Source organism: Nocardioides sp. NPDC047086, from assembly GCF_040643685.1.
Classification (GTDB): Bacteria; Actinomycetota; Actinomycetes; order Propionibacteriales; family Nocardioidaceae; genus Nocardioides.
Genome location: NZ_JBEYUV010000023.1, coordinates 13,020 through 34,087 on the forward strand (window position 1 = coordinate 13,020; position 21,068 = coordinate 34,087).

A 21,068-nucleotide genomic window follows, 5' to 3' on the forward strand; every position below is an offset into this window, starting at 1 on the left:
AGGAGGCCCGGTGTCCACGATCACCGCCCCATCAGCCACGCTGACCGAGTCGAACGTCCTCGAGGCGGCCGACCGGCTCGTCGCCGCCTTCGCCGCGACCGACACCGCGGCCTACTTCGCCTGCTTCGCCCCCGAGGCCAGCTTCGTCTTCCACACCGAGCCTCGACGCCTCGACGACCGCGCCGCCTACCAGCGCCTCTGGGCCGCCTGGGTCGCCGAGGGCTGGCGGGTCGAGTCCTGCCGGAGCAGCGCCCGTCTCGTCCAGGTCCACGGTGACACCGCGGTCTTCAGCCACGACGTCCTCACCACGACCTCGACGACCGGACCGGCCGAGACCACCCGCGAGCGCGAGACGATCGTCTTCCGTCTCATCGACGGCGAGCTCCTCGCCGTGCACGAGCACCTCTCCGCCCAGCCGGGCCAGGGCGCCTGATGAGCGCTCAGCCGCAGCCGCCGAAGGTCACCGAGGTCGAGCAGCACGGCGTCGAGCCGATCCCCGACCCCGAGCGCAGCGCCCGGCCGCTCGACCTGTTCCGGCTCACCTTCGGTGGCGCCAACACCATCGCCACCGTGGTGCTGGGCAGCTTCCCGATCCTGTTCGGGCTCTCCTTCGCCCACGGCCTGATGGCCACGCTCCTCGGGCTGCTGCTCGGCGCCGTGGTCCTCGCCCCGATGGCCCTGTTCGGCCCGCGCAACGGCACCAGCAACTCGGTCAGCTCCTCGGCCCACCTCGGTGTGCACGGCCGGATCGTCGGCTCGTTCCTCTCCCTGCTCACCGCGCTCGCGTTCTTCTCGATCTCGGTGTGGAGCTCGGGTGACGTACTCGTCGGCGGTGCCCACCGCGCGGTCGGGCTGCCGGAGAACGATCTGACCCTGGCGCTGGCCTACGGCCTCTTCGCCGTGCTCGTCCTGATCGTGTGCATCTACGGGTTCCGGTTCATGCTGCTGGTCAACAAGATCGCCGTCGTCGCCGCGACCCTGCTCTTCCTGCTCGGCATCATGGCCTTCGCGGGAGACTTCGACCCCGGCTACGCCGGCGCGTTCGGCTCCGGCTCGGAGGCGTTCGGCCAGCCCGGCTTCTGGGCGGCCTTCGTCGGCTCCGCCCTGATCGTGATGTCCAACCCGGTCAGCTTCGGTGCCTTCCTGGGCGACTGGGCCCGCTACATCCCGCGCGAGACGCCGGGTCGGTCCTCGATGGCCGCCGCCTTCCTGGCACAGATCGCCACCCTCGTACCGTTCTGCTTCGGCCTGGTCACGATGACGATCATCGCCACCCGGGAGCCGGAGATCTTCGAGACCGGCGCGTACGCCTCCGGCCTGCTCGCGATCGCGCCGGGCTGGTACTTCGCCCCGGTCGCGCTGATCGCCCTGATCGGCGGCATGTCGACCGGGACCACCGCGCTCTACGGCACCGGCCTGGACTTCTCCAGCGTCTTCCCGCGCTTCAACCGCGTCCAGTCCACGGTGCTGATCGGGGTCTTCGCGATCGGCGTCATCTTCATCGGCCGGTTCGTCTTCGACGTCGTCTCCAGCATCTCCGCCTTCGCCGTCCTCATCATCAGCTGCACCGTCCCCTGGATGATGGTGATGATGATCGGCTGGTACGTCCGGCGCGGCTGGTACGACTCCGACTCGCTGCAGGTCTTCAATCGCCGCCAGCGCGGCGGCCGCTACTGGTTCGCCCACGGCTGGAACTGGCGCGGTCTGGCCGCCTGGCTGATCGCGGCGGCCGTCACGCTCACCTTCGTCAACCTGCCTGGCCAGTTCGTCGGCCCGCTCGCCTCGCTGGTCCCCGGCGGGGTCGACATCTCCATCCCGCTCGGGATGGGGCTCGGCACGCTGCTCTACCTGGGCCTGCTCTTCGCCTTCCCCGAGCCGCTCGACGCCTACGGCCCCGACGGGCCCCGGCTGGTGCCGACCGCGGCAGCCGCGAACACCCCGGTCACCTCGGTCGACGACGGTCCCGCGACCGCCGCCCCCGCCATCGGCTGACCTGATCCACCCCGCCACACCTGCCACACCGCTAGGAGAACCACCCATGCCCATCGGGCCCCTCGACGCCTCCAAGAACCCCCGCTACGCCGGCTTCGCGACGTTCGCGCGGCTGCCCCGCCTCGACGAGGTGGAGCACGCCGACATCGCGGTCGTCGGAGTCCCGTTCGACACCGGCGTCTCCTATCGGCCCGGTGCCCGCTTCGGCCCGTCGCACGTGCGGGAGTCCTCGCGCCTGCTGCGTCCCTACAACCCGGCGCTCGACGTCTCGCCGTTCGCCTCGGCCCAGGTGGTCGACGCGGGGGACATCGCGGCCAACCCGTTCCACATCAACGAGGCGCTGGACACGGTGCAGGCTTCGGCGCTCGAGCTCACGGCCGGCGGGACCCGCCTGGTCACGATCGGTGGCGACCACACCATCGCGCTGCCGCTGCTCCGCGCCGCCGCTGAGCGGCACGGGCCGGTCGCGCTGGTCCACTTCGACGCCCACCTGGACACCTGGGACACCTACTTCGGTGCCGAGTACACCCACGGCACCCCGTTCCGGCGGGCGGTGGAGGAGGGCATCCTCGACACCGAGGCGCTGTGCCACGTCGGCACCCGCGGCCCCCTCTACGGCAAGAAGGACCTCGAGGACGACCGTCGCTTCGGCTTCGGGATCGTCACCTCCTCCGACGTCTTCCGCCAGGGCGTCGACGAGGTGGTCGAGAAGATCCGGAAGCGGGTCGGCGACCGGCCCGTCTACGTCTCGGTCGACATCGACGTCCTCGACCCGGCGCATGCTCCCGGCACCGGCACCCCCGAGGCAGGCGGGCTCACCTCGCGGGAGCTGCTGGAGATCCTGCGCGGCTTCGTGGGCCTGAACCTGATCGGCGCCGACGTGGTCGAGGTGGCCCCGGCGTACGACCACGCCGAGCTGACCGGTGTCGCGGCCTCGCATGTGGCCTACGACCTGGTCTCGCTGCTCGCGATGCGCCACTCGGGTCAGGCATGACGGGACGCAACGGCGGTGACGTCACCGTCGAGAGCCTGACCGCGCTCGGCGCGACCCATGTGTTCGGCATCCCGGGGCAGCACGCGCTCGGTCTCTTCGACGCCATCCGGCGCAGCGACCTCAGCTTCGTCTCCTCGCGGGTCGAGAACAACTCGGTCTTCGCGGCCGACGGCTATGCCCGGACCACCGGCGAGGTCGGGGTCGTGTTCTGCTCCACCGGACCCGGGGCGCTCACGGCGCTGGGCGCCCTCCAGGAGGCGTACGCCGCTTGCGTTCCGATCCTGATGATCACCAGCCAGATCCCGCGGGACGGGCTCGGCGGCGCCCGCAAGGGCTACCTGCACCAGCTCGACGACCAGCAGGCCAGCGCCCGCAACGTCACCAGGTCGACCGCCGTGGTCCGCGACGCGGCCGCGATCCCGGGCGTCCTCGCCGACGCCTGGGCCACCGCCCAGGCGGCCCCGGCCGGACCGGTCTGGGTCGAGATCCCGCAGGACGTGCTCCTCGATGAGGTCACCGTGCCGCCCGTGACGGGCCTGGAGGCCGGGGTGCGCGCGCCCCGGCGGCCCCGGCCGGAGATCACCGCGGAGGCGGCCCGTCTGCTCGCCGCGGCCGAGCGGCCGGTGATCCTCGCCGGGGGAGGCGTACGCCGCTCCGCCGGCGCCCCGGCGGCGCTGGTCGCCCTCGCCGAGATCCTCGACGCGCCGGTTGTCTCGACCGCCGGCGGCAACGGCTCGATCCCGCTCGCGCACCCGCTGAGCGCCGGCGCGTGGATCGAGGACCGGTACACCACCGACCTGCTCGAGGACGCCGACGTCCTGCTCGCGATCGGCACCTCCTTCGGCGAGGTGACCAGCAACTACGGCACCTTCGCCCCACGCGGCCGGGTGATCCAGGTCGACGCCGAGGCGAGGGTGCTCGGCTCCAACCACGACGTGCTCGGCGTCCACGCCGACGCCGGGGCGGCTCTGACCGACCTCGCCGCGGCGCTTCCCGTGCAGGGCTCCGTGCAGGGCTCCGTGCAGGGCTCCCCGCCGGGCCCGAGGAGGTCCGGAGCGAGCGTCGCCGCCGACCTTCGTACCCGGGTCCAGGACCGGCTCGACGCCCAGGACCTCGCCGCCGAGCAGCGGCTTCTCGCCGACCTGCGTGCGGCCGTGCCCGACGGCGCCGAGACCTTCTGGGACATGACCATCGCGGCGTACTGGGCCTGGTCGGCCTGGGACCCCCGCAGCGGCGGCTTCCACACCGCGCAGGCCTCCGGTGGCCTCGGGTTCGGGTTCCCGGCAGCGATCGGCGCCGCGCTCGGGACCGGGCGGCGTACGTTCGCGGTCACCGGCGACGGCGGCGCGATGTACTCCATCGCCGAGCTCGCCACCGCCCGCCAGCACGACGCGGAGGTCACCTGGCTGGTGATCGACGACGGCGGCTACGGGATCCTGCGCGAGTACATGACCGGCGCGTTCGGCGCGGCCACCGCCACCGAGCTCGCCAGGCCCGACTTCGTCCGTCTTGCCGAGGCGTTCGGCATCCCCGTGCACGCCGCGACCCCCGAGACCGTCGGCGAGATCGTCGCGAGCACCTTCACCACGAGTGGACCCGCCGTGGTGGTCCTTCCGACAACCCTCCGCATGTTCTCCGCCACCTGACCCCACCCTGCTGACTCCGCCTACCCGACTGGGAGCCCCCACATGGATCTCGCCATCATCGTCATCTACCTCGCCGCCATGGTCGCCTTCGGCTGGTGGGGCAAGTCCCGGACGAAGGACAGCTCCGACTTCCTCGTCGCCGGCCGCCGCCTCGGCCCGGTGCTCTACACCGGCACCATGTCCGCGCTCGTCCTCGGCGGCGCCTCGACCGTCGGCGGGGTCGCGCTCGGCTACGAGTACGGCCTCTCCGGAGCATGGCTGGTGGCGGCGATCGCCTTCGGCGTGCTCGCGCTGAGCCTCTTCTTCGCCGGCAGGATCCAGCGGCTGCGGATCTACACCGTGGCCCAGATGCTCGAGCTGCGCTACGGCGTCGGTGCGACCGCCGCCTCGGGGCTGGTCATGGTGGCCTACACGCTGATGCTCGCGGTCACCTCCACGATGGCGTACGCGACCGTGTTCAACGTCCTCTTCGGCACCGACCGCGCCGTCTCGGTGCTGATCGGCGGCGCCATCGTGGTGATCTACTCCGCCATCGGCGGGATGTGGTCGATCACCCTGACCGACATGGTGCAGTTCGCGCTCAAGACCATCGGCGTCTTCTTCCTGCTCCTGCCCTTCACCTGGAACCACGCCGGCGGCTTCGACGGGATCAAGGAGCGTGCCGGCGACTCCGTCTTCGACCTCGGCGCCATCGGCACCGGGACGATCATCACCTACATCGTCGTCTACACCTTCGGCATGCTGATCGGGCAGGACATCTGGCAGCGGGTCTTCACCGCCCGCTCCCCGCAGGTGGCCCGCTGGGGCGGCACCGCGGCCGGTGTCTACTGCCTGCTCTACGGTGTGGCCGGCGCGCTGATCGGCACCGCGGCCTCCACCTTCATGACCGTCGATGACCGCAACGACGTCTACGCCACCATCGCCGAGTCGATCCTCCCGATCGGCGTCAGCGGCCTGGTGCTCGCCGCGGCGGTCGCCGCGATGATGTCGACCGCCTCGGGCGCCCTGATCGCCACCGCGACGGTGGCCCGCACCGATGTGCAGCCGCTGCTCGCCCGCCTGGTCGGACGTACTCTGGCGCAGGTCCAGGACGAGGCCGAGAACCCCGAGCACGACGTCCGCTCCAACCGGATCTACGTCGTCGCGATCGGCATCGCCGTCGTCGTCATCTCGACGCTGCTCACCGACGTCGTCTCCGCGCTGACCATCGCCTACGACATCCTCGTCGGCGGGCTGCTGGTGCCGATCCTGGGTGGCTTCCTGTGGCGTCGCGGAACGGGTGCGGGGGCGGTGGCGGCGATGGCGTCCGGCACCGTCGCGACGCTGGGCACGATGGCGATCGTCGGCGACGTGCTCGCCAACGATCCCGTCTACGCGGGCCTGGTCGTCAGCGCCGTGGCGTACGTCCTGGTCAGCCTGCTCACCCGCCCGACCGACCCCGCGGTGATGCGGGAGTGGACCGACCGGCTCGCGGGCGAGCCCGCCGACGAGTCCGCGCTAGCGGGAAGCCTCCGGTAGCGGGACGGGTCGTACCTCCCGCGCGCCGCCGAGCCGGTGCCCGTCCTCGCAGGTCAGGGACAGGTGCACCTCGCCGCCGCAGTCGCGGTGCTCGAGGGTGAGGGCGGACCCGCGGGCGTCGGCGACGTAGCGGTCCCCCCACTCCATCATGGCGACCAGCGTCGGGTAGAGGTCGAGACCCTTCTGGGTCAGCCGGTACTCGTGCCGCTGGCGCTTGCCCTCGGCGTGGTAGGGCACGCGGGAGAGAACGCCCTGGTCGACCAAGGTGTTCAGCCGGTCGGTGAGCACCGCGCGTGAGACGTCCAGGTTCTGCTGGAGGTTGGCGAAGCGGCGTACGCCCAGGAAGGCCTCGCGGAGCACGAGCAGGCTCCACTTCTCGCCGACCACCGCAAGGGTGCCGGCCACCGAGCATCGGGTGCGGTCGATCTCATCCGTGATCACTGGACCAGCGTACGACGCTGAATTCATTTGACGAACTCAGCATTCCGGGCGGAGAGTTCGAAATATGAACTCAGAACTCCTTGTCGCTTCTCCTGCGGTCGCCACCCGACCGGTGCGGCCCGACGATCTGGTCGCCTTCGAGCGGATGTGGTCGCGTCTGTCGGAGGAGACGATCTACCGCCGCTTCCATGCCCCGGTCCGGCGGCTCTCGCTCAAGCTCCGGCGCTATCTGGTCGACGTCGACCACCGCGACCACGACGCCCTGGTCGCGATCTCGGGCGGGGAGGTGATCGCGGTGGCCCGCTACCACCGCTGCGCCGAGGAGCCGGCCGCCGCGGAGGTGGCGGTGCTCGTGGAGGACGCCTGGCAGGGCCGTGGTCTCGGGGCGCGGATGCTGCGCGAGCTGGCGTGCCTGGCGAGCCGCCGCGGCATCGACGTCCTCACCGGAGACGTGCAGTCCGACAACCTCCGGATGCTCGGCCTCGTGCGGTCCCTCCTGGACGCGGCGGCGCTGCAACCTCGGGGCACCGTCGTCCACGTGCGCGGGAGCAATGACGCGGCGGGGAAGGAGCGAGCCTTCAGCCCGTGTCGCTGAGGGCCTGTTTATCTTCCCGCCACCTGGGTACCGGCCAGGTGTACAGCGATGGAGGAGGATCACATGTTCAAGAAACCAGCGTTGCTGGCCGCCTTCGGTCTCGGCTATGTCCTCGGCGCTCGCGCCGGCCGCGAGCGTTACGACGCCATCGCCGCCAAGGCGCAGGAGCTGTGGCACGACCCGCGGGTACAGGAGAAGGCACACCGCGCGGGCTACGTGGCCAAGGAGAAGGCCGAGACCGCTCGGCAGACCATCCAGGACAAGATGCCCGGCGACACCACGTCGTCCTCGGCCTCTACCTCGACGTCGGCCCCAAACCCGCAGACGGTGCCGGGCGGCCCGAGCCCCGCTTCGGACCCGGTGACCGACGTGCCGCGGGGGTGGGAGTCGTGACGGTTCATCATCAGCAGACCGATGCCTCGATGGGTGAGCTGGTCTCGCGACTCTCCACGGAGATGTCCACCCTCGTGCGGGGTGAGCTCGAGCTCGCCCGCATCGAGCTGACGGAGAAGGCCAAGCACACCGGTAAGGGGGCCGGGGCGTTCGGCGCCGCCGGCCTGGTGGCGCTGTACGGCCTCGGTGTCCTGATCGCCACCGCGATCCTCGCCCTGGCACTGGTCATGGACGCCTGGCTGGCCGCGCTGCTGGTCGGAGTCGTGCTCCTGATCATCGCCGGCGGCGTCGCCCTGTTCGGGAAGAAGCAGGTCTCCGAGGGAGTCCCGATGAAGCCCGAACGCGCCACCGAGAACCTCAAGCGGGACGTGGAGGCCGTCCGGCACCACAGCCGCCCCGAGGACCGCACCGCGAGGAGGACGATGCCATGACGAACCACGTGCCCCGGCCCGCCGAGACCGGCGACGCCGACGACATCACCGCCGTCGAGGCCCAGCTGGACGCCACCCGACACGAGATGGCCGACACCCTCGACGAGCTCGCCGCGCGCCTGGATGTGAAGACGCGCGGGAAGGAGAAGGTCCACGAGGTGAAGGAGCGTACGCAGGTGGCGGCCCGGTCCCGGGACGTTCAGGTCCGCAGCGGCATCATCGCCGCGGTCGTGCTCAGCGTTTTCCTGTTGCTCGCCCGGAGGAAGCGCCGCCTCAACGCCGCCGCCTAGGCCGGGTCAACCGGTCGAGGAAGGCGACGAGCAGCGCTTCGCGCATCGCGGCGGAGGCCAGGTCGAGCATCGCATTGACCTCGGCCATCCGCTGCGGGAGTGCCAGCTCGTCCTGCTCGCCGCCGGTGCCGATGAGCCCGGCGGCGAGCAGTAGCCCGTCGAAGTCGTCGTCGGAGAGGGCGAGCGGGTCGAGGTCCGCGATGAACGCCGCGACGGCGGGATCCACGGCGACCGGGCCCGCGGCGACCGCCGCCGCGACCGCCTCGGCGAGCGCCTCGAGCAGCTCCGCCACGTGCGGAAGCGTCGCGGCGCTCACCGACAGGTGGATCGTGGTGGGGGAGCCGGCGTAGGACATCTGCGGCTGGACGTACCAGCCGCGGGCGGCCATCTCGTCGCAGACCGTGAACGGGTCGCAGCTCGCGTCGGTGGCGAGCGCGATCAGCGTGGAGTCGGGGGTGCCGACCACCTCGAGCTCCTTCATCTCGCCGACGCCGGCGCGGATCCCTTCCACCGCCGCGAAGACGTCGCGGGCGAGCCGCTCGTAGCCGTCGTCGCCCAACGAGCTCAACACCGCCCAGGCGCCGGCGAGCGGCCCGCCCGACTTCGTCGACTGCATCGTGGAGTTGAGCATGGTGTAGCCCGGCCAGGCCGCCGAGGCGAAGAACTGGGGGCGCCGCAGCTCCGGGGCGCGGTGCAGCAGCACCGAGGTGCCCTTGGGGGCGTAGGCGTACTTGTGCAGGTCGACGGAGATCGAGGTGACGCCCTCGACCGCGAACGTCCAGGCCGGTACGTCCCGCCCCAGCCGCGCGGCGTAGGGCAGCACCCAGCCACCGATGCAGGCGTCGACGTGGCAGCGGATCCCGCGCTCTGCCGCGGCCGCCGCGATCGCGGTGACCGGGTCGACGACCCCGTGCGCGTAGGACGGCGCCGAGGCGACGACCAGCACGGTGCGCTCGTCGATCGCCGCGGCCATCGCCGCCGGGTCCGCCCTGAAGTCGGCTCCGACCGGCACCAGCACCGGCTCGACGCCGAAGTAGTGCGCGGCCTTGTGGAACGCGGCGTGCGCCGTCGTGGGGAGCACCATCCGCGGCCGGTCGATCCCGGGATGGGCGTCGCGCGCGGCCTGCACCGCGAGCAGCACCGACTCGGTGCCGCCGGAGGTGACCGTGCCGACCACCGTCTCGGGTGCATCGAGGAGGTCGGCGGCCATGCCGACGACCTCCGTCTCCATCTTGAGCAGGCTGGGGAACGCGGTCGGGTCCAGGCCGTTCGAGCCGGCGTAGGCCGCCACCGCCTCGCGGCCGATCCGGTCGATGTCGGGCAGGCCGGAGTCGTAGACGTAGGCGAGCGTGCGGCCACCGTGCACCGGCAGGTCGGCGGTCTGCATCTCGCGGAGCCGGGTCAGGGCGTCGGTCATGCGGGCACGGTTCCTTCCACGTCGCCGTCCACGTCGTCGGCGGTGAGTGAGTAGCTCCTCAGCCACAACAGGCTGAGGAGGACCAGGAGCGCGGGCAGAAGCGAGAAGCCGAGCGCGATCGCGGTCAGGGCCGAGTCGGGCTGGGCGACGTCGGCGCCGGTCGAGGAGCGGTAGCCGCCGATCGCCAGCACCGCGGCGTAGACGCCGGGCCCGAGCGCGAGCCCGAGGGTCTCGCCGGCGGTCCAGACGCCGGTGTAGACGCCGATCCGGCTCGACCCGCTGCGCCGGGCGTCGACCGCTGCGGCGTCGGGGAGCATCGCCATCGGGAAGACCTGGCACCCGGCGTAACCGACGCCGACGAGCACCACCGCGGCATAGACCAGGGCCACCGGCGCGGTCTGGGCGGTGGCGGCGAGGAGCGCGCCGACGGCGAGGACGACCGAGGCGGCGACGTACCCGTTCTTCTTGCCGATCCTGGCACCGAGCGCCGCCCATGCCGGGGTGAGCAGCAGCGCCGGGCCGACGAAGCAGACGAACAGGACGGTCGCCGCACCGTCGCGGCCGATCACGTCGCCGGCCAGGTAGTCGACGCCGGCCAGCATCGCCCCGAACGCGACGGCCTGGATCACGAACGTGATGAGCAGCCCGCGGAAGTCGGGCGCGGCCGCGACGATCCGCAGCTGGTCGCGCAGGCTGCCCGCCCCCGGCTGGACGGTGTGGACCGGCGCCGGGCGGGTGCCGGCGTACGCACTGAGAACGCCGGCCAGGATGAGGACCGCCATCACCACGCCCATCACCCGGTAGCCGTCGCGGCCTCCGACGGCGTCACGGATCATCGGCGCGGTCGCGCCGGCGAGCAGGATGGTGAGCGCCAGGATCGCGACCCGCCACGTCATCAGCCGGGTGCGCTCGTCATAGGACTCGGTCAGCTCGGTGGGCACGGCGACGTAGGGGACCTGGAAGAACGCGTACGCCGTCGCGCAGGCCAGGAACAGGATCAGCACCCACACCGCCTCGAGCCCGGTCGCCATCGACGGCGCCGCGAAGAGCAGCGCGAACGTCAGCGCCAGCGCGATCCCGGCCCGGCGCAGCCACGGCCGCCGTGGCCCCCGCGGGTCCACCGTCCGGTCACTGATCCTGCCCGCGATCGGGTTCAGCACGACATCCCACGCCTTCGGCGCGAACACGATGAACCCGGCCGCCAGGGCGGCGATCCCGAGGGTGTCGGTCAGGTAGGGGAGCAGCATCAGGCCCGGGATCGTGCCGAACGTTCCGGTGGCCACGGACCCGGAGCCGTAGCCGATGCGCACCCCGAGCGGAAGGGTGGGGCTGGCTGGCATGCCCGCCATAGTGCCGTGGGTGAGTCCTCGGCGTCGGGGAACGCCGGATTTCAGGCGGTCGCGGGTTCCGCGGGGGCGACCGTGGCTGCCACTCCGCTGGCGAGCAGCTCGTCGCGGACGAACCCGGAGACCTTGAGCTCCTCGACGTACGCCGCGACGGCGGCGACGGCCTCCGTGTCGAGGCCGCGGGGGAGGCCGACGGACTGGCGGATCTCCATGAATGCCGGCTCCAGGATCCGGCGGCCGGTCGCGGCGACGTACTCCTCCATCCGCTGACGCACCCCCGCGGCGGCGTCGAGCCCCTGCTCCTCGAAGACATCTGGGCTCGTGGAGTGGGCGGTAGGTCGACGGCACCCAGTATTCCGATCAGGCGTATGGACTCTCGGAGTAGGTTGTCGCCATGCCGCTCGAGACCGGTGCCGTCGCGCCCGACTTCACGCTCCCCGCCCAGGACGGTACGTCCGTCACCCTCTCGTCACTGATCGAGAAGGGTCCCGTGGTGCTCTTCTTCTACCCGGCCGCCGAGACGCCGGTGTGCACCAAGGAGGCCTGCCACTTCCGCGACCTCGCGGGCGAGTTCGAGGCGATCGGCGCCCACCGGCTCGGGATCAGCAAGGACAGCGTGGAGAAGCAGGCCGGCTTCGCCGCCAACCACGACCTCGACTATCCGGTGCTCTCCGACCCCGCCGGCTCGGTGGCCGCGCTCTACGGCGTGAAGCCCAGCCTCCTTGGCAAGCTCGGGCCGCTGCAGCGTACGACCTTCGCGATCGGCACCGACGGCCGGATCAAGGCCGTCGTCGAGGGGATGCTCAAGGCCGAGATCCACGCCGACGAGGCCCTCGCCGCGCTCCGGGACGAAGTGGGATGACCAGCCGCCCCATCGTCGCGGTCACCGGCGCCACCGGTTTCGTCGGTGGCGCCGTCGCCCGCGCGATGGGCGGCTCCGACGCCGCTTTCCGTCTGCTCGTACGTGACACCGCCAGGGCTCCCGAGATCCCCGGGGTCGATGCGTTCGCGGTCACCTACGGCGACAGGGAGGCCGCGGTGAGGGCTCTCGACGGCGTTCAGACCGTGCTCATGGTTTCGGCCTCCGAGTCGGCGGACCGCCTCGAACAGCACCTCACCTTTGTCGACGCGGCCGCGGCGGCCGGGGTCGAGCATGTCGTCTACACGTCCTTCTTCGGCGCCGCGCCGGATGCCGTATTCACGCTCGCGCGCGACCACTTCGCGACCGAGGAGCGGATCAAGGCGAGCGGGATGGGCTACACCCTGCTGCGCGACAACTTCTACCTCGACTTCCTGCCCTCCTTGGTCGGTGAGGACGGCGCCGCAGCGTCACCGAGGGCTCACCTACGACCTCACCGGCCCGGAGGCGTCCGGCGGTGTCTGGACCCCCGACCCGAACGGCGGGACTCACGACTAATCAGGCTCCGTGTGTCATGGTCACCCAGCCGCGCGTCTTTTTGGCCTCACGCATGGCACGGTCTGCGAGGTCCAACAGGAAACGCACCCCAGGGGGTGCCGCGGAGGACCACACCGCGACGCCGATCGATGCAGTCGGGCTCACCGTCCTCGGAGTCGGGTCAAGGGGCGTCGTGATGGTGATCGGTGTGGACAGCTGCGCCGAGATGCGGTCGAGCTCTGCTGCTGCCGGCTCGTACGGGAGAGCGATGACGAACTCGTCGCCTCCGAATCGACCTGCGAGGCTTCCGTCATCCGTCATCCGTCATCCGTCATCCGTCATCCGTCGTTCGCAGTCGCTTGCCGATCTCCGCGAGAACTGCGTTTCCGGCTAGATGTCCGAACGACGAGTTCACATCCTTGAATCGATCGAGGTCGATCCACAGCATCGCTCGCGCCTGTCCTCTGGCCAGCAGCACGGCGGCTTCTGACTCCCACTGATCGCGCGTCAGGAGGCCGGTAAGACTGTCACGGTGCAATGCCTCGACCTGCGCGACGAGTTTGCTGACCTCGGCTTGGAGCTCTTGAGTCCGCTCTCGCACCTCGCCCAGCTTGCGCGTCTCGAGATGTCGACGGTGCCGCTGCCAGAATCCGTAGCCGAACGCGCCGCTGGCGGTTGCTGCGAGCAAGGCGGTCGCGAGCCTTGCCACTGGATATCATCCCTCGCGCCGTTGTCAGGACCGACCGGAACGGACACTCCACTACCCGCCAGCCGACATCGGAGCGTACCGATGAGAACGCTGACTTCGGGGCGGTTGAGGAAAGACGGCCGCAATGGTTACGACCGCGTTGAAGCATGGTTTCTATGCCGTTGCAGTCGCGTTGGAGTCGACGGGTCGACGTTGCCTGGGCACGCGGTTCCCTCAGGGCTTGAAGACGACCTTCACCATCTCGTCGGCCTTCTCCTGGAAGGACTTGTAGGCCTCCGGCGCCTCGCTCAGGGGCAGGTGGTGGGTGGCGAACGAGTTGACGCCGAGCGGGTCGTCGTCGCCTTCGAGGAACGGCATCAGGTCGTCGGTCCAGGCGCGTACGTTGGCCTGGCCCATACGGATGCCGACCTGCTTGTCGAAGAGCTGCATCATCGGGAACGGGTCGAGCGCGCCGCCGTATACCCCGGCGATCGAGACGGTGCCGCCGCGGCGCACGGCGTCGAAGGCGGTGTGGAGCGCGGCCATCCGGTCGATTCCGGCCGCCTGCATCACCGGGCGGCTGGCAGCTCGCGGCATCCGGGAGACGAGCTTGGTCATCCCCTCCGCGATCGGCGAGCCGTGGGCCTCCATCCCCACGGCGTCGACCACGGCGTCCGCCCCGCGTCCGTCGGTCCGGTCGCGCACCTGCTCGGCGATGTCACCGGAGTCGAGGCCGATCGTCTCGGCTCCACGCTGCCGGACCCGGGCGAGCCGCTCGCGCTCCCGGTCCACGCTGATGACCCGGTGGCCCGCGTCGAGCGCGAAGCGGCTCACCATGTCGCCGATGGGACCGGCGCCGAGGACCAGCAGGGTGCTCTCCGGGTCGGGGTCGGCGTACTGCAGCGCCTGCCAGGCGGTCGGCAGGACGTCGGAGAGGAAGAGGAAGCGGTCGTCGGGCGGGCCGTGCGGGACCTTGATCGGCAGCTCGTTGCCGAAGGGGACACGCAGGTACTCGGCCTGGCCACCCGGGATCTGGCCGTAGAGGGAGCTGTAGCCGAAGAGGCTGGCGCCGGTGCCCTGGTCGCGGTTCTGGGTGGTCTCGCACTGCGAGTGCAGGCCGCGCCGGCACATCCAGCAGGTGCCGCAGCTGATGTTGAACGGCACCACCACGCGGTCGCCGACGCTCACCTCGCGGACCCCGGGACCGACCTCGGTCACGATCCCCATCGGCTCGTGCCCGACCACGTCGCCTGGGGTCATGAAGCCGGTGAGCACCTCGTAGAGGTGCAGGTCGGAACCACACAGCCCCGTCGAGGTGATCTCGACGACGATGTCGTCGTCCTCGACGATGCGCGGATCGGGGACCTCGTCCACCCGGATGTCGCGTCGTCCTTGCCAGGTGACTGCCTTCATGGGTGTTCCTCCTTGGATCGAGTCACCCCTGCGGTACCCCGATCCGGGGATCCGACCCGGGCGAGCGGCAGTGCTGAACCCGGTCGTGGTGGGTACCGGTGAGACTCATACCGCAGACCAGAGCGGCCGCAGGGAGGGCGTGGACAACATGAAGGTGGTCGTCATCGGTGCGTCGGGAAACCTCGGCAGCGCCGCCGTCCGGGCACTCACCGCAGACGGCGCGGCCGAGGTCGTCGCCGTCGCGCGCCGTGCTCCGGACGGTCCTCGCGCCTATGCCCAGGCCTCCGTCGAGTGGCGGGTGGCCGATGTGTCGACGGCCAACCTGGAGCCGGTGGTGGAAGGTGCCGACGCGGTCGTGCACCTCGCCTGGAAGTTCCAGCCCACGCACCGCCCCGAGGAGACCTGGGCGACCAACGCCGTCGGCACGCGCCGGGTCCTCGAGGCCGTGGCCCGCGCGGGTGTCCCGGCGCTCGTGTGTGCCTCGTCGGTGGCGGCCTACTCCCCGGTGCATCACAACGATCCCGTTGACGAGACCTGGGAGACCGACGGAGCCTCGGCTGCTGCGTACTGCCGGGAGAAGGCGTACGTCGAACGGACCCTGGACGCGTTCGCCTGCAACCACCCCGAGGTCCGTGTGGTCAGAGTTCGGCCCGCCTTCGTCTTCCAGCGCTCGGCGGCCAGCGAGCAACGGCGCATCTTCGGTGGTGCCCTGGCCCTGGCCACGGCGGCGACCACCGAGGTGGCGGGCGCGTTCAACCTGGCCGGTGACGGCACGATCGGCCGCGACGAGCTCGGCGAGCTGATGGGTGCTCGAACGGTCGAGGTCTCGCCCCGCCTGGCCAGCCATGGCCTCGATGGTGCCTGGCGCGCGCGGCTGGTGCCCGTCCCCGGCAGCCTGCTGGACGCGGTCATGCAGCTGCCGCTGATGTCGACGGCCCGCGCCGAGCTTGAGCTCGGTTGGCAACCGCGGCACTCGGCCATGGACGCGCTCGAGGCCGTCCTCTCCGGGCTCCCGGAGAAGGCGGGCAGCGAGCTCCCGCCGCTACGACCCTGACCTCCAGAGAAGGAGCAGCCATGAACGACGACCTGTTGCACGCCTACCTGCAGCACCATTGGGCCGGCTCCAGCGCCGGACTCGCGATGTTCGAGCGCGTCGGCCGCTCGCACTCCGACACCGATGTGGCCGCCCGGGTACGTCAGCTGGCGACCGAGGTGAACGAGGACCGGGAGCAGCTGCGGCAGATCATCGTGGCGACCGGCGCGGCTCCCTCGCGCATCGCCGCCACGACCGGGCGGGCGGTGGAGCTCGCCGGCCGGTTCAAGCCGAACGGCCGGCTGGTGCGGCGCTCGCCGCTCTCGGACCTGTTCGAGCTGGAGGCGCTGCGGGACGCGGTGGCTGCCAAGCGGGCCGGGTGGCAGCTGCTGCGTACGGCCACCGAGGACGACGCCCGTGTCGACGCGCTGCAGCTCGATGAGCTGATCCGCCGCGCCGACGACCAGCTCGCCCGGCTCGAGGACCTGCACCTGCGGGTGGGCCGTACCGTGATCAGCGCATGACGGTGGCGCCCATGGGTTACCTGATGCCATGACGTCACCGACCTGCCTGATCCTGAACTGCACCCTCAAATTTTCACCCGGCGAGTCCAGCTCGGAGCTGCTCGGATCCCAGATCCTCTCGGCGCTCCTGGACCACGGGGTGAAGGGCGAGATGGTCCGGGTCGTCGACCACGACGTCCGCTTCGGAGTGAGTATCGACGAGGGTGACGGCGACGCGTGGCCGCAGTTGCGCGAGCGGATGCTCGCCGCGGACGTGCTCGTGCTGGTCACCCCGATCTGGCTGGGCCAGCCTTCCTCGGTGTGCAAGATGGTGCTCGAGCGACTCGACGCCGAGCTCGGTGAGACCGACGACGACGGCCGGCTGCTGACCTACGACAAGGTCGCCGGCATCGGCGTCGTCGGCAACGAGGACGGCGCCCACCACGTCACCGCCGAGCTCTGTCAGGCGCTCAGCGATGTCGGCTTCACCATTCCCGCCGGCGGGGCGACGTACTGGGTCGGCGAGGCGATGCAGGGCGTGGACTACAAGGACAAGGAGCCGACCCCGGAGGCGACCGCGGGAACGACCAGGACCATGGCCCGGCACCTGGCCCACCTCGCCGGGCTGCTCGCCGAGTCGCCGTACCCCGCGGGGTAGGACCTACCCGCGGCTCACGTCCTGGTCACGCCGCGCCTCAGCGAGGAGCCGTCTCTGGGTGCGGCGTCCCTGGGCCACGACGACGGGCGCCGCGCTCAGCCCGAGCCGGGGGATCGCGTCGGCCAGCCGCGCCTGGATCCCGCGCCAGCCGGGCACCGTCTTGACCGGTCGTGGCCTGTCGAGCACCGTGCCGACCGCCGCCACGACCTCCTCGGGCTGGAGCAGCTTGCCGGAGAAGGACAGGGCGGCGGCGGGGTCCTCGAGCTTGTCGTAGAGCATCGGGGTCCAGATGCCGTCCGGGCAGATGCACGAGATGTCGATGTCCTCGACGCCGGCGAGCCGCAGGTCCGCGAGGGTGCTGAGGCTGAAGCCGATGGCTGCGTGCTTGGAGGCGGCGTAGACGGCTTCGCCGGGGACGGCGGTGATGCCGGCCAGGGAGACGATGTTGACGATGTGACCACCGGACCCGGCACGCATGGCGTCGATGGCGCTCACGGTGCCGTTGATCGTGCCGAGCGCGTTGACCTCGAGCATCAGCCGGCGCGTGTCCGGGGTCTGCGTCCAGGCCGGCCCGCTCACGAGCACGCCGGCGTTGTTCACCCATACGTCGAGGCTGTCGGCGTGGCTGAGCAGCGCCTCGCACGCGGAGTCGACGGCTGCGGCGTCACGTACGTCGAGCGCCCGGGGGACCGCGTTCGGCCCCAGCTCCTCGGCGGCGGCCCGGGCGGCCGCCTCGTCGAGGTCGGTGACCAGCACGGTGTGGCCGCGCTCGACGAGCAGTGCGGCGATCTGCCGTCCCAGCCCCCGGCCCGCCCCGGTGACGACGGCCCCGGAGCGGTTCACGACCGGCCGCCCTTCAGCGTGCCGTACTCGATCCCGCCGTGGACGAGGCCACCGCTGTCGGGTCGCGTCTCCGTGCCGGTCATGATGCTCTCCTTCTCGTCGCTGACCCGACGAGTGTGACGCTCACACGAGGCAAGAACTTGTCCCAGCGCGACAGCGGTGGAGATCAGCCGCTCTCCACCGTCGTCGCGCCGCCGCGGCGTAGGTCGCGGGGGCTGGTGCCGTACCAGCGCCGCACCGCGCGGCTGAGCGAGGACTGCTCGCTGAATCCCGACAGCGCCGCCACCTGGGTCAGCGACATCTCGGTCGTGGTGATGTAGCGGTGTGCGGCTTCACGCCGGACCACGTCCAGCAGCGCCTCGAAGGTCGTGTCCTCGCGCGCAAGGCGACGTTGAAGAGTGCGTGGGTGCAGCCCGAGGATGCGCGAGACCTGTGCGGTCCCGGGCGCTCCGTACGCCAACAGCTCCGCGATCACACCGCGTACGCGTGGGGCGGTCGCTGATCCTGGGTCCGGGTAGTGGGTGGCGAGGTGCTCGAGCGCGATCCGCCGGATCGTCTCGTCGGCGCTGCTGAAGCCCCGGCCGAGCGCGGACCGGTCGAGGCGCAGCGCTCCGGACGCGGCCCCGAACTTCACGTCGACCCGGAAGAAGTCGAGGTAGCGGTGGACGGGCGACAACGGAGCGTGGGGGATCTCGACGGAACGAAGACCGGTCACGCCGCCGAGGAGGAGATCGGCCACGTGATGGAACAGACCGAGACCGAGCTCCATCGCCTGCGGAGAGTACGGCGACTCGCGCAGGTCCTTGCGATAGGTGGCAGCCACGACGCCGCGCACTCCGCGGGGGTCCGGCTCGACGCCGATCCGGAGCGCCGGACTGTGCACGAACATGAACCTCGACGCGCACTCCAGCGCGTCCGCGACGGTCGCGGAGGACTCGACGGCGATCGCCAGCGGGCCCAGGATGCTCAGGTCCTGTCGCTCGGCCAGGCGCAGACCGAGGTCCGGGCAGTCGAGCGCGGCCGCGGCCGCGTCGAGCATCAGGTCGTGAGCGGTGATCGGGATCAGGCCGTCGTCGGAGGCCAGGGTACGCGGCGAGATCCCGAAGCGGCGCAGCAGCTGACCGGGCTGTCCGCCGAGCTCCTCGACCAACGACGCGAACCCTCGGAGGCTCGCCGTGCGGATCATCGGCCCAGAAGCAAGATCGCCCCGGCGGTCCCGGAGTCGGTTCGCCGGGTCAGCCGGCATTGCCGACCGGGTCCGGCGCATTCCGGGTCATCGGTCGCTCACCGCACGTGCGGGCCGCGGCCGCAGATTCAGACATCGTGTGCTCCTCCTCGTCGGCGGTCGGAGGCTAACACCTCGCCGCAGTCATGGACTGCTGCCGGGCGTCAGGGGACGAGCACGATACGTCCCGACAGGCCACCGTCGGCCAGCCGAGCGTGAGCCTTCGCGGCGGCGTGCAGCGGGAAGGTCTGCGCGACCCGGGGGACCAACACACCCTGATCGGCCGGCCTGGACAGCTCGGTCAGCTGGGCGCCGTCGGACTGCACGCTGAGGGCCTCGACGCGGATACCGCGCTCGGACGCCGGCTCGCTCCCGGGCCACAGACCGGCCATCACGGGGATCTCCCAGCGCATGCTGACGCACACGCTGCGTCAGCTGCAGCGTGACGCCCTGGTGACCAGGACCGCCTATCCCGAGGTGCCCCCGCGCGTCGAGTACGCGCTGACCGATCTGGGCGCCACGCTGCTCGACGCCGTCACCGGTCTGATCGACTGGGCAGGCACCCACCACGATGAGATCCAGGACAATCGCGTCCGCTTCGATGAGGCCGGCGGCGCGCGCGGATGACCGAGCTCCGGGCGAGCTCGGCGCGGACCAGGAGCCGGCGTCGCTCGACGGCAGCCGGGAAAGCACCCGTTCACGGGATGCTGGTCGGCTTCGCTCCTGAGGATCATGGCCGGTGACAAGCATCCTCGGGTGTGGAGCCGCTCGCGGCCGTCCGTGCCGCAGCGGTGCACCCTCCCAGCGAAGGAGTCCGATCGATGTTGACCAAAGCTCTCCTGGTGCGCCTCGAGGCGCTACCGGGGAAGGAAGCAGAACTCGCAGATTTCCTCACGAAAGCGCGGACGATCGTGATGGCGGAGCCCGGCACCATCGCCTGGTTCGCCATCCAGTTCGGCCCCTCGAGCTTCGGCGTGTTCGACGTGTTCCCCGACGATGAAGCCCGGGACGCCCATCTCGCCGGCGGTGTCGGTCAGGCGCTCGGGCCGAACACCGGCGTCCTCTTCTCCGAGCCGCAGGTCGAGAAGATCGACCTCCTCGCCGACAAGGTCCCGGAGTAGACGCCGAGACAGCAGTCCCGTAGGCGACTGGGCAACGACCCCTGACGCTGGAAGAAGTTGGACGATGTCTTCGCAGTTCAGGGGCCGTTTTCCCGGCGCCCTGCACAGACTCGGCTCGTCCTGGACATCGACCGCGCGAAGCGGTATGGCTACCCGTGGCGAGTGCGCGTAGTGTGGGGATCTCTCCTCGGAACGGTGAACGGTGGCCATAATGAACGGTCTGAGCCTTGGAATCCCTGGGGTCGGCGTTGTCAGCCCAGGCACGCACTTCTGCGCGCTCTACTCGGGCCCGGCCGAGCGCGACCGGCTGCTGTACCCCTTCCTCGAGGAGGGGCTGCGGCGGGGCGACAAGTGTCTGTGCCTGATCGATGATGTTGAGCCGGCGCTGGTCAGGGACCTGGCCGTGGGGCAGCCCGGCCCGGGCTTCTCGCGACGATCGGCTCAGCTCGACGTCGAACGATCATCGGACGTCTACCAGAGGTCGGGGGAGTTCAGTGTCGATGGCATGGTGACCTTCCTCGCCGAGTGCGTGGACGCGGCGGTCGCAGACGACTTCGACCTGCTCAGAGCCGCCGGCGAGATGTCGTGGGTGCTGCCAGGCGCCCCGGGCTGGGACGAGCTGTTCGTCTACGAGTCGTCCCTGAACCACGTCGTCGAGGAGGTGCCCGCCATCCTCATGTGTCTGTACGACCTGAAGAAGTTCGGGGCCGAGATGCTCGTCGAGGTTCTCCACACCCACCCCTTGGTCCTGCTGGACGGCACGGTGATCGACAACCCCCACTACGTGGATCCGACGGCGTACCAGGGGGCTGCCAGCGCGGCCGCGCCACCCCGGTATCCCCTGGTCAGGGTAGACGCGAGTGATGAGGACGAGGCAGACCACGGGTGGGCCTCGCTCACCGACGCCGAGCTGCGGGTCGTCGCTCGCGTCTCCGAGGGCAAGTCGAACCGCAGCGTCGCCGAGGAGCTCTACGTCTCCCGCCATACCGTGGACGCGCACCTCAAGCACATCTACCTCAAGCTCGACGTCCACTCGCGAGTCGAGCTGACAGTGCTGGCGCTGCGGCACCGCTTCCCCAAGGGCTAGCCAGAGGCGACCCCGGCCGGTCAAGAATCACCCGTTCA

The 21,068-nt window shown here is 70.9% G+C and carries 26 protein-coding genes and 1 pseudogene; 17 read left to right on the top strand and 10 right to left on the bottom strand.

Going from position 1 to position 21,068, the window contains the following annotated elements:
• The first annotated feature begins 10 nt into the window (after nt 1-10).
• The 5 genes from ABZ796_RS17000 to ABZ796_RS17020 are packed head-to-tail and all read left to right on the top strand — an operon-like array spanning nt 11 to nt 6,150.
• Nucleotides 11-433: a nuclear transport factor 2 family protein gene (locus ABZ796_RS17000; RefSeq protein WP_357338377.1), complete on the top strand. Its 423-nt coding sequence runs from the start codon at nt 11-13 to the stop codon at nt 431-433.
• Complete coding sequence (locus tag ABZ796_RS17005) at nt 433-1,992, top strand: cytosine permease (RefSeq protein WP_357338378.1); 1,560 nt, start codon at nt 433-435, stop codon at nt 1,990-1,992. The genes ABZ796_RS17000 and ABZ796_RS17005 overlap by 1 nt, the downstream gene beginning before the upstream one ends.
• Nucleotides 1,993-2,038: 46 nt before the next feature.
• Complete coding sequence (gene speB, locus ABZ796_RS17010; protein WP_357338379.1) at nt 2,039-2,986, top strand: agmatinase; 948 nt, start codon at nt 2,039-2,041, stop codon at nt 2,984-2,986.
• Nucleotides 2,983-4,632 (top strand): thiamine pyrophosphate-binding protein, encoded by a 1,650-nt coding sequence (locus tag ABZ796_RS17015; protein WP_357338380.1) that lies wholly within the window; start codon nt 2,983-2,985, stop codon nt 4,630-4,632. Before speB ends, ABZ796_RS17015 begins: the two co-directional genes overlap by 4 nt.
• A 42-nt stretch (nt 4,633-4,674) precedes the next feature.
• A complete protein-coding gene (locus ABZ796_RS17020; RefSeq protein ID WP_357338381.1) occupies nt 4,675-6,150 on the top strand; it encodes a sodium:solute symporter in 1,476 nt (491 codons plus the stop codon).
• On the opposite strand, the gene ABZ796_RS17025 is transcribed toward ABZ796_RS17020, so the two are convergent.
• Nucleotides 6,130-6,591, bottom strand: coding sequence for a helix-turn-helix domain-containing protein (locus tag ABZ796_RS17025; RefSeq protein WP_357338382.1), 462 nt, complete (start codon nt 6,589-6,591; stop codon nt 6,130-6,132). The genes ABZ796_RS17020 and ABZ796_RS17025 overlap by 21 nt on opposite strands.
• A 64-nt stretch (nt 6,592-6,655) precedes the next feature.
• Between ABZ796_RS17025 and ABZ796_RS17030 the strand changes: the two genes are divergently transcribed.
• From ABZ796_RS17030 to ABZ796_RS17045, 4 genes are all read left to right on the top strand, one after another.
• Entirely contained in the window at nt 6,656-7,186 is a 531-nt protein-coding gene (locus tag ABZ796_RS17030) for a GNAT family N-acetyltransferase (protein WP_357338383.1), read from the top strand.
• Nucleotides 7,187-7,249: 63 nt separating this feature from the next.
• Nucleotides 7,250-7,579: a hypothetical protein gene (locus ABZ796_RS17035; RefSeq protein WP_357338384.1), complete on the top strand. Its 330-nt coding sequence runs from the start codon at nt 7,250-7,252 to the stop codon at nt 7,577-7,579.
• Entirely contained in the window at nt 7,576-8,010 is a 435-nt protein-coding gene (locus tag ABZ796_RS17040; protein WP_357338385.1) for a phage holin family protein, read from the top strand. The genes ABZ796_RS17035 and ABZ796_RS17040 overlap by 4 nt, the downstream gene beginning before the upstream one ends.
• Nucleotides 8,007-8,300 (top strand): DUF3618 domain-containing protein, encoded by a 294-nt coding sequence (locus ABZ796_RS17045; protein WP_357338386.1) that lies wholly within the window; start codon nt 8,007-8,009, stop codon nt 8,298-8,300. Before ABZ796_RS17040 ends, ABZ796_RS17045 begins: the two co-directional genes overlap by 4 nt.
• Here the strand turns inward: ABZ796_RS17045 and ABZ796_RS17050 are convergent.
• Genes ABZ796_RS17050 through ABZ796_RS17060 form a run of 3 tightly spaced genes read right to left on the bottom strand, consistent with a single transcriptional unit; the run spans nt 8,284 to nt 11,326 of the window.
• Nucleotides 8,284-9,717, bottom strand: coding sequence for an aminotransferase class V-fold PLP-dependent enzyme (locus ABZ796_RS17050; protein WP_357338387.1), 1,434 nt, complete (start codon nt 9,715-9,717; stop codon nt 8,284-8,286). The two genes, ABZ796_RS17045 and ABZ796_RS17050, sit on opposite strands and share 17 nt — an antisense overlap.
• On the bottom strand, nt 9,714-11,057 hold the full coding sequence (locus ABZ796_RS17055) for an MFS transporter (protein ID WP_357338388.1): 1,344 nt from the start codon (nt 11,055-11,057) through the stop codon (nt 9,714-9,716). The genes ABZ796_RS17050 and ABZ796_RS17055 overlap by 4 nt, the downstream gene beginning before the upstream one ends.
• Nucleotides 11,058-11,107: 50 nt before the next feature.
• Entirely contained in the window at nt 11,108-11,326 is a 219-nt protein-coding gene (locus ABZ796_RS17060; protein ID WP_357338389.1) for a hypothetical protein, read from the bottom strand.
• 131 nt (nt 11,327-11,457) lie between these two features.
• On the opposite strand from ABZ796_RS17060, the gene ABZ796_RS17065 reads away from it, so the two are divergent.
• Entirely contained in the window at nt 11,458-11,925 is a 468-nt protein-coding gene (locus tag ABZ796_RS17065; protein WP_357338390.1) for a peroxiredoxin, read from the top strand.
• A complete protein-coding gene (locus ABZ796_RS17070) occupies nt 11,922-12,656 on the top strand; it encodes an NmrA family NAD(P)-binding protein (RefSeq protein ID WP_357338391.1) in 735 nt (244 codons plus the stop codon). Before ABZ796_RS17065 ends, ABZ796_RS17070 begins: the two co-directional genes overlap by 4 nt.
• Here ABZ796_RS17070 and ABZ796_RS17075 read toward each other — a convergent pair.
• The 3 genes and pseudogenes from ABZ796_RS17075 to ABZ796_RS17085 form a co-directional block, all read right to left on the bottom strand.
• Nucleotides 12,574-12,780: pseudogene (locus ABZ796_RS17075) on the bottom strand (diguanylate cyclase); the annotation flags it as partial. The gene ABZ796_RS17070 and the pseudogene ABZ796_RS17075 overlap by 83 nt on opposite strands.
• Nucleotides 12,781-12,790: 10 nt before the next feature.
• Nucleotides 12,791-13,168: a diguanylate cyclase gene (locus ABZ796_RS17080; protein WP_357338392.1), complete on the bottom strand. Its 378-nt coding sequence runs from the start codon at nt 13,166-13,168 to the stop codon at nt 12,791-12,793.
• Nucleotides 13,169-13,381: 213 nt separating this feature from the next.
• Nucleotides 13,382-14,560 (bottom strand): alcohol dehydrogenase catalytic domain-containing protein, encoded by a 1,179-nt coding sequence (locus ABZ796_RS17085; RefSeq protein ID WP_357338393.1) that lies wholly within the window; start codon nt 14,558-14,560, stop codon nt 13,382-13,384.
• 148 nt (nt 14,561-14,708) lie between these two features.
• On the opposite strand from ABZ796_RS17085, the gene ABZ796_RS17090 reads away from it, so the two are divergent.
• The 3 genes from ABZ796_RS17090 to ABZ796_RS17100 are packed head-to-tail and all read left to right on the top strand — an operon-like array spanning nt 14,709 to nt 16,754.
• Complete coding sequence (locus ABZ796_RS17090) at nt 14,709-15,614, top strand: NAD-dependent epimerase/dehydratase family protein (RefSeq protein ID WP_357338476.1); 906 nt, start codon at nt 14,709-14,711, stop codon at nt 15,612-15,614.
• 20 nt (nt 15,615-15,634) lie between these two features.
• The gene (locus tag ABZ796_RS17095) at nt 15,635-16,117 is read left to right on the top strand and encodes a hypothetical protein (protein ID WP_357338394.1); all 483 of its coding nucleotides are present in this window, start codon (nt 15,635-15,637) and stop codon (nt 16,115-16,117) included.
• Nucleotides 16,118-16,145: 28 nt separating this feature from the next.
• Nucleotides 16,146-16,754 (top strand): NAD(P)H-dependent oxidoreductase, encoded by a 609-nt coding sequence (locus ABZ796_RS17100; protein WP_357338395.1) that lies wholly within the window; start codon nt 16,146-16,148, stop codon nt 16,752-16,754.
• A gap of 3 nt (nt 16,755-16,757) precedes the next feature.
• Here the strand turns inward: ABZ796_RS17100 and ABZ796_RS17105 are convergent, their stop codons facing one another.
• The 3 genes from ABZ796_RS17105 to ABZ796_RS17115 all read right to left on the bottom strand — a co-directional run bounded on the left by ABZ796_RS17105 (nt 16,758) and on the right by ABZ796_RS17115 (nt 19,235).
• Entirely contained in the window at nt 16,758-17,597 is an 840-nt protein-coding gene (locus ABZ796_RS17105; protein ID WP_357338397.1) for an SDR family oxidoreductase, read from the bottom strand.
• Nucleotides 17,598-17,763: 166 nt separating this feature from the next.
• Nucleotides 17,764-18,783 (bottom strand): AraC family transcriptional regulator, encoded by a 1,020-nt coding sequence (locus ABZ796_RS17110; protein WP_357338398.1) that lies wholly within the window; start codon nt 18,781-18,783, stop codon nt 17,764-17,766.
• Between the two features lie 203 nt (nt 18,784-18,986).
• A complete protein-coding gene (locus tag ABZ796_RS17115; RefSeq protein WP_357338400.1) occupies nt 18,987-19,235 on the bottom strand; it encodes a zinc-binding dehydrogenase in 249 nt (82 codons plus the stop codon).
• Here ABZ796_RS17115 and ABZ796_RS17120 point away from each other — a divergent pair.
• The 3 genes from ABZ796_RS17120 to ABZ796_RS17130 all read left to right on the top strand — a co-directional run bounded on the left by ABZ796_RS17120 (nt 19,234) and on the right by ABZ796_RS17130 (nt 21,030).
• On the top strand, nt 19,234-19,449 hold the full coding sequence (locus ABZ796_RS17120) for a helix-turn-helix domain-containing protein (RefSeq protein WP_357338402.1): 216 nt from the start codon (nt 19,234-19,236) through the stop codon (nt 19,447-19,449). The two genes, ABZ796_RS17115 and ABZ796_RS17120, sit on opposite strands and share 2 nt — an antisense overlap.
• A 194-nt stretch (nt 19,450-19,643) precedes the next feature.
• Nucleotides 19,644-19,943: an antibiotic biosynthesis monooxygenase gene (locus tag ABZ796_RS17125; RefSeq protein WP_357338404.1), complete on the top strand. Its 300-nt coding sequence runs from the start codon at nt 19,644-19,646 to the stop codon at nt 19,941-19,943.
• Nucleotides 19,944-20,154: 211 nt separating this feature from the next.
• Nucleotides 20,155-21,030 (top strand): MEDS domain-containing protein, encoded by an 876-nt coding sequence (locus tag ABZ796_RS17130; protein WP_357338406.1) that lies wholly within the window; start codon nt 20,155-20,157, stop codon nt 21,028-21,030.
• Nucleotides 21,031-21,068 lie beyond the last annotated feature (38 nt).